Source organism: Mesorhizobium sp. (assembly GCF_024509055.1).
GTDB lineage: Bacteria > Pseudomonadota > Alphaproteobacteria > Rhizobiales > Rhizobiaceae > Mesorhizobium.
Genome location: NZ_JANINM010000057.1, coordinates 1 through 6,054, shown reverse-complemented (window position 1 = coordinate 6,054; position 6,054 = coordinate 1). Strand labels below are relative to the sequence as shown.

At 64.2% G+C, this 6,054-nt stretch carries 8 protein-coding genes; 3 read left to right on the top strand and 5 right to left on the bottom strand.

Going from position 1 to position 6,054, the window contains the following annotated elements; all coding sequences use genetic code 11:
• On the bottom strand, nucleotides 1-818 hold an 818-nt coding region (metF, locus tag Q0L57_RS03725; protein WP_296738294.1), incomplete at its 3' end, for a methylenetetrahydrofolate reductase [NAD(P)H].
• Nucleotides 818-1,825 carry a metalloregulator ArsR/SmtB family transcription factor gene (locus tag Q0L57_RS03720; RefSeq protein WP_296738291.1) on the bottom strand — a complete coding sequence of 336 codons (1,008 nt, stop codon included), beginning with the start codon at nucleotides 1,823-1,825 and terminating at the stop codon, nucleotides 818-820. The genes metF and Q0L57_RS03720, both read right to left, overlap by 1 nt.
• Nucleotides 1,826-1,969: 144 nt before the next feature.
• Here Q0L57_RS03720 and tsaA point away from each other — a divergent pair, with 144 nt between their 5' ends.
• Entirely contained in the window at nucleotides 1,970-2,476 is a 507-nt protein-coding gene (gene tsaA, locus Q0L57_RS03715; protein ID WP_296738289.1) for a tRNA (N6-threonylcarbamoyladenosine(37)-N6)-methyltransferase TrmO, read from the top strand.
• A complete protein-coding gene (locus Q0L57_RS03710) occupies nucleotides 2,473-2,787 on the top strand; it encodes a DUF2293 domain-containing protein (RefSeq protein WP_296738287.1) in 315 nt (104 codons plus the stop codon). Before tsaA ends, Q0L57_RS03710 begins: the two co-directional genes overlap by 4 nt.
• A 112-nt stretch (nucleotides 2,788-2,899) precedes the next feature.
• Here Q0L57_RS03710 and Q0L57_RS03705 read toward each other — a convergent pair whose 3' ends face one another.
• Nucleotides 2,900-3,526, bottom strand: coding sequence for an MOSC domain-containing protein (locus Q0L57_RS03705; protein WP_296738285.1), 627 nt, complete (start codon nucleotides 3,524-3,526; stop codon nucleotides 2,900-2,902).
• A 180-nt stretch (nucleotides 3,527-3,706) separates the two neighbouring features.
• Here Q0L57_RS03705 and Q0L57_RS03700 point away from each other — a divergent pair, with 180 nt between their 5' ends.
• On the top strand, nucleotides 3,707-4,273 hold the full coding sequence (locus Q0L57_RS03700; RefSeq protein WP_296738283.1) for an isoprenylcysteine carboxylmethyltransferase family protein: 567 nt from the start codon (nucleotides 3,707-3,709) through the stop codon (nucleotides 4,271-4,273).
• Nucleotides 4,274-4,280: 7 nt separating this feature from the next.
• On the opposite strand, the gene Q0L57_RS03695 is transcribed toward Q0L57_RS03700, so the two are convergent.
• Together Q0L57_RS03695 and Q0L57_RS03690 are read right to left on the bottom strand one after the other, a co-directional pair.
• The gene (locus Q0L57_RS03695) at nucleotides 4,281-5,402 is read right to left on the bottom strand and encodes a beta-ketoacyl-ACP synthase III (RefSeq protein WP_296738280.1); all 1,122 of its coding nucleotides are present in this window, start codon (nucleotides 5,400-5,402) and stop codon (nucleotides 4,281-4,283) included.
• Nucleotides 5,403-5,501: 99 nt separating this feature from the next.
• Nucleotides 5,502-6,054: methyltransferase domain-containing protein (locus Q0L57_RS03690; RefSeq protein ID WP_296738279.1), on the bottom strand; the 553-nt coding region annotated here is incomplete at its 5' end.

The following is a 6,054-nucleotide window of genomic DNA, read 5'->3' as shown; positions in this document are numbered from 1 at the left end:
TGGAAATCGCCGACGCCGCGCTCGACGAGGTCGAGCACCTGCTCCGCCGCCACGGCCGAGGCCACAAGGGCATGTGTCTGCGGATCGTTCTCCAGCCCTTCGAAGCGCTCGGCCAGCCAAGCCGGCACCAGCGCCCCACAGCGCGCCGAGAAGTTGGCGACCTGGGTGAAGTTGTGCACCGGCAGGATGCCCGGCACGATCGGGATATAAATCCCGGCGCGGCGCGCCCGCTCGACATAGCGCTCATAGAGGTCGTTGTCGAAAAAGAACTGGGTGATCGCCCGCGTCGCGCCGTTGTCGACCTTGCGCTTCAACATGTCGATGTCGGTGGCAAAATCCGGGCTTTCCGGATGCTTTTCGGGATAGGCGGAAACCGAGATGTCGAAATCGCCGACGTTCTTCAGCGCCCCGACCAGTTCGGCGCCATTGGCATAGCCCGCCGGATGCGGCCGATAAGCGGTCCCGACGCCAGCGGCAGGATCGCCTCGCAAGGCGACGAAGCGCGTCACACCCATGCCGGCGAATTCCTGGATGACGGCATCCACCTGGTGACGGTCAGCATCCACGCAGGTCATATGCGCCGCCGGTGTCAGCGTCGTCTCCTTGAGGATGCGCCTCACCGTGCGCGCCGTGCGCTCGCGCGTGGAGCCGCCGGCGCCATAGGTGACCGAGACGAATTTCGGCTTAAGCGGTTCCAGCCGAGTGACAGTGTCCCAAAGCCTTGCTTCCATCTCATCGTTTTTCGGCGGGAAGAACTCGAACGAAACCCGGACCTTGTCACCAATGTCGGGGCGTCGGGAAAAGCGGAACTGGTTCATCAGGCTGTTTCCCTTGCTGGCAGTGCGTCGTTGGATGGATCGGCGATCAGCAGCCGGCGGTCGCGGCCGAGCCAGAGCTTGACGGTGAGCCTGGCTTCAGCCTGGCCACGCGGTTCGAACTCCTGGCTATCTTCAAGGTCGAGGCCGGCTTCTGCGAACCATTCCGATATCTGGCGATCGGAAAAACCAAGCCGCATATGCGCATGCTGGTCACGCAGGAATTCCAGCCTGTGCGGCGCGAAATCGACGATGACCAGCCTGCCTGACGGACGCAGCAATCTTGCCGCCTCGCTGACGGCGCGGGCCGGATCGTCGAGATAGTGCAGCACCTGGTGGATGGTGACGAGGTCGAAGGCGTTGCGCTCGACCGGTGGCGAAAAAATGTCGCCAAGCCGCACCTGCGCATTGGCGACGCCCGCCTTGTCGAGATTGGCGCGCGCCACCGTCAGCATCTCGCGTGACATGTCGATGCCGACGCCGCGCCTATAGAGCGGCGCAAAGATTTCGAGCAGCCTGCCCGTGCCGGTGCCGAGGTCGAGCATCGACTGGAACGGCCGCTTGCCGACGAGTTTGAGGAGAGCCGCCTCGACCGCGCGGTCTGGCACATGCAGCGAGCGGATATGATCCCAGCTCGCGGCATTCTCTGAGAAGTATTCGGCCGCGCGGTCCTGCCGCTTGCGCTTGACCGAGGCCAGCCGTTCGAGATCGCGCACCACCTGCGGGTCCGCCTCGCGAACGCCGGAGACCAGCCGCAGTACGAAGTCACGCGAAGAGTCCGTATCCGATAGCCTGAAATAGGCCCAGGAGCCCTCTTGGTAGCGACCGATCAAACCGGCATCAAGCAGCAGCTTGAGGTGGCGCGATACGCGCGGCTGCGACTGGCCGAGGATCTCGGTGAGGTCGGAGACCGTCAGGTCGCCGCGCGACAACAGCACCAGAATGCGCAACCGGCTGGATTCGGCCGCCGCCTTCAATGTATCTACCATCGTGTCGAGCGAGACATGCATGAGCGGCCTCTCGTGAAAGATATAAAGATATGTTTATGTCGATTTTGAGCCCCTGGCAAGCGCTATGTCGCTCCCGGACAAGAAAATGGCGCGACCGCAAGCCAGGCAACGGGTTGCCGTTCCAGCACGGAGGGAGCGAAAGCGATGTTCGAGACGCGTGAAGGCGAACAGCTTCTGGAGGCAGATCCAGCTCAAATGTCGCCGGATGGCCACGTCATCTTCATCGGCCGCATCGTCTCGCCATGGACGAGCCGCGAGGATTGCCCCAAGAACATGCGGGCCGCCCGCGAGACAGGGCGAGGAGCCGCACTGCTGATCGACGAACCATATCGCGCCGGACTGCGGAACCTCGACCGCGCCAGCCATATCGTGATCCTGTCCTGGCTCGATCGCGCGCCGCGGACTCTGATTGTGCAGAAACCTCGTCATGCGGCTGAACCGAAAGGCGTTTTCTCGCTGCGCTCCCCTGCCCGGCCGAACCCCATCGGGCTGCATGTCGCGAGACTGGTCGCGCTGGACATCCAGGCCGGCCGGATCGGGATCGATGGCATCGACGTGCTGGACGGCACGCCCGTGATCGACATCAAGCCCTACTACGCGTCGACCGACGCCTTCCCCGAAGCAGCCATCGCCGGGCGCGACGAGAAATGACCGCGCCGACCGGCCGTCGCCGTGCCATTGCCAAGGCGCTGACCGCACTTTTGCCGCTCGCCCCTTACGCCGACATGGAAAAGATCCGTGCCGATGCCGGCGCCGTGCACATGAAGGCCTTGCCGCCGACGATCGCGGTATGGCTGGCGACGATCGCTCATGTCCGCCACACCCACACCGACTACGAAAAACTGCTCGCCGAGGGCTACGACCGCGACTCGGCGCGCTTCTTCGTCATCGAGCAGACCAATCAGGTGCTCACCCGCTGGCGCGCGACGCGGCTGCTTGAGGAAGACGACGAAGACGAGTGAGGGATTCCAGTCTGTTCCTTGGGTAGGGCATAGAGCAAGTAATTCCGGATTTGCCTTTGGAAAACAGCAAACGGAGCTTCCTCCGCTTATCTCCCTTGGGCAAGGAACCGCCTCAGCCGCGATAAATCCACTGCTCCGGCACGCGCACCGAAATCTCCTCGCCGGCAGTGATCGTGCCCGGCTTCTCGACCCAGGCGACGAGGCCGCGCAACCGCTTCGCCGCCTTCGGGAACAGCAACGCGCCGGCCTCATGGTCGGCCATCCCGGCGTTCTCGGCGATGGAGCGCCCGGCAATGCGGCAAGGCCCGTTCTGCGCGTCGACCTTGATGGTCACTCCGCTCTTGAAGAACAGCAGCGAGCCGGCCGGCAGCATGGAAAGGTTCGGAACGCCCTCAATCAAGAGATTGGCGCCGATCCACTCCGGCTTGATTTCCTTCAGTTCCATGCGCTCGGCGACGATCGCGAGTTCGTCCGCTGCCACCAGCGACAACTGCCGCTCGTTGCGCATCTCGGTGCCGCGCGGATACCACGGCTCGCGTCCGCCGGACCGCCGCGTCGCTCCGCCATGGAAGTCGCCCGCGATGCCGTCGAAGCCGAGCTGCAGCTCTCCCACCGCCCTCGTCTCGAAATGATTGGGCGGAGCAGCATAAAGCGCTGCTGCTTTTGCCGTCAGCTTGCGGCCCGGCACGATATCGACCGTCGGTTCGGCTGGAAAAAGCTCTAGGTTCGTTTCCTGCATAGCGCAGGTCTAGAGGCCCCGGAGAATTGGGTCCAGTCGAAAGCGCTGATGATCCGATCACGCCGCTTGATGGCGATCACGACGTTATTACCGGAAAACGCCACCCCCGCTGCGCCACGGGTCGCATTGCCGCCGCGACGCCGGCATAACGATGGCGCCAAATCGGGAGGAGGCTCGATCATGCAGGTTGGACACGCCGTCGCGGCGCTTTGGCTGTTCTGGGCGATATCCTGGTTGCTCGCGGCGGCCTGGGCCGACCCCGCGCAGAAGCGCGCGGACCTCAAGTCCGAGGCACGCTATCGGGTCCTTTGGCTAGCCGGCACCGTCCTGATGTTCGTGCCCGCGCATGGCTATGTCGGCCGGTTGCGGCTTTGGATGCCGACGCTCACGGAGGCCTGGATCTGCGTTGCCCTGATCGCCATCGGCATCGCTTTCGCATGGTGGGCGCGCCTGCATCTCGGCCGGCTGTGGTCGGCCACGGTGACGGCCAAGGCCAATCATCGCGTGGTTGATACCGGCCCTTATGGACTGGTCCGGCATCCGATCTACACCGGGCTGCTGCTTTCCGTGCTGGCCACCATGGCCGTCAAGGGCACCGTGTGGGGCATTGCCGGCGCGGCATTGATCCTCGTCGGTATTGTCGTCAAGGCACGGCTGGAAGAAAGCTTCCTGCGTGGCGAGCTTGGCCCGGCCTATGACGACTACGCCAGGCGCGTGCCGATGCTGGTGCCTTTCGCGCCGGCCTGATCGCCGGCTACAGCATTCTCAGGAGCGCCCCGCCGATCGAATAGCCGGCGCCGAAGGCGCAGATCAGGCCGAAATCGCCGGCCTTCATATCGGCATGGTTCTCCGACAGCGCGACGATGGCGCCCGCGCCGGCGGTGTTGCCGAGCCGCTCCAGCACCATCGGCGCTCGGTCGTGGTCGACGTCGTGGCCAAAGGACAGTTTCAGGATCATCGCGTTCATGCGCGCATTGGCCTGATGCAGCCAGAAGCGGCGGATGCCTTCCGGCGTCAGCCCGTGCTCAGCCAGGAACTCGACGATGAATTTCTGGCCGGCGACGGTGACTTCCTTGAACACCTTGTTGCCGACCTGCTTGATCAGGTTGCCCTCGAGGTTGATCATGTAGGGATCGTCCTGGGCCGTGCGCGTATGGTAGCCGAGATTGGTGCGGATGTTGTTCGACATCTGCGTCCAGGTGCGCGTGTCGAGCACCTCGAAGCGGCCTGGCCGCTTCTCGCCTTGGGCCAGCCCCTCGACGACCATGGCGACCGAGGCGTCGCCGAAGATGAAATGCGTCTGCCGGTCGCGGAAATTGAGATGGCCGGTGATGATCTCGGGCGTCGACACCAGGATGCGCTTATGCGCGCCTGACCTGACCAGGTTGACCGCGACATGCAGCGCGGCCGCCGCGGACGAGCAGCCAAGCCCCATGTCGAAGCCGGCGCCTTTGGTGCCCAGCGCTTCCTGCATTTCGATGGCGATCGCCGGATAGGGCCGCTGGTGATGCGATGCCGAGCAGATCACCAGGTCGATGTCCGCCCCATCGACACCGGCATGGGCAAGCGCCTTTTTCGCCGAGGCAATGCCGAACTCCGCCTCCAATGACAGCGCGTCGTCCGGCCGCGCCGGAATGCGCGGCGACATGCGGGCCGGGTCGAGGATGCCCTCGCGCTCGACGACATGACGGCTCTTCACACCCGAGGCATGGACGATGAAGTCGCTGTCCGATTTCTGCAGCGGCGTTTCGCCGGTGGTAGCGCGCCGCGCATTCTCGCTGTCGACCCAGCTGTTGAAGCTCGCGACCAGTTCTTCATTGGTGATGACGGGTTCGGGGATTTCGGCGCCGATGCCGCTGATGATGACGCGATGCATGTCCAATCCGTCTTAGGCAGGGCCTTGATGTGGGCACCGAAGCAGCTCGGCGCCACCCTTGTCGCATTTAGCCGGTTTATGCCAGCTTAAACCACCGGGTCACGCCCGCTTGGCCACGATGAAGATGCGCGGGAAGCGCAGCAGCACCTTGCCGTTTGCCGTCCTCGGATAGGCCTTGGCTATCTTTGCCGTGTAGCTGTCGAGGAACACCTTTTTCTCATCCGCGTCGAGCGGATCGAGGAAAGGCTTCAGCCCGGTCGCCTTGACCCATTCGACTATCGCCTCGGCGTCGGCCAGCGGATGGTTGTAGATCGTGTGCCAGATGTCGAGGCGATCGGCGAGCGGCGACAACAGGTCATAATAGAAGGACACCGGCGGCAACGGCGCGCGCGCCGCGCCCTTGAGCTTGGTTGCAAAGGGCACTTCCGTCGCGGTTTCGCGCATCAGCTGGTGCGAGGCTTCGCCGAGATTGTCGGGCATCTGGACGGCCAGGGCGCCGCCCGGCGCCAGCAGTCCCATCAGCCGCTGGAACACCGCCGGATGTTGCGGCAGCCACTGGAAGACAGCGTTGGCGAAGATGACGTCGACGGGGTGCTCGGGCTGCCAGTTAGCTGCGTCGGCGAGCGCGAAATTGACGTTCGGCAGCCGCGCC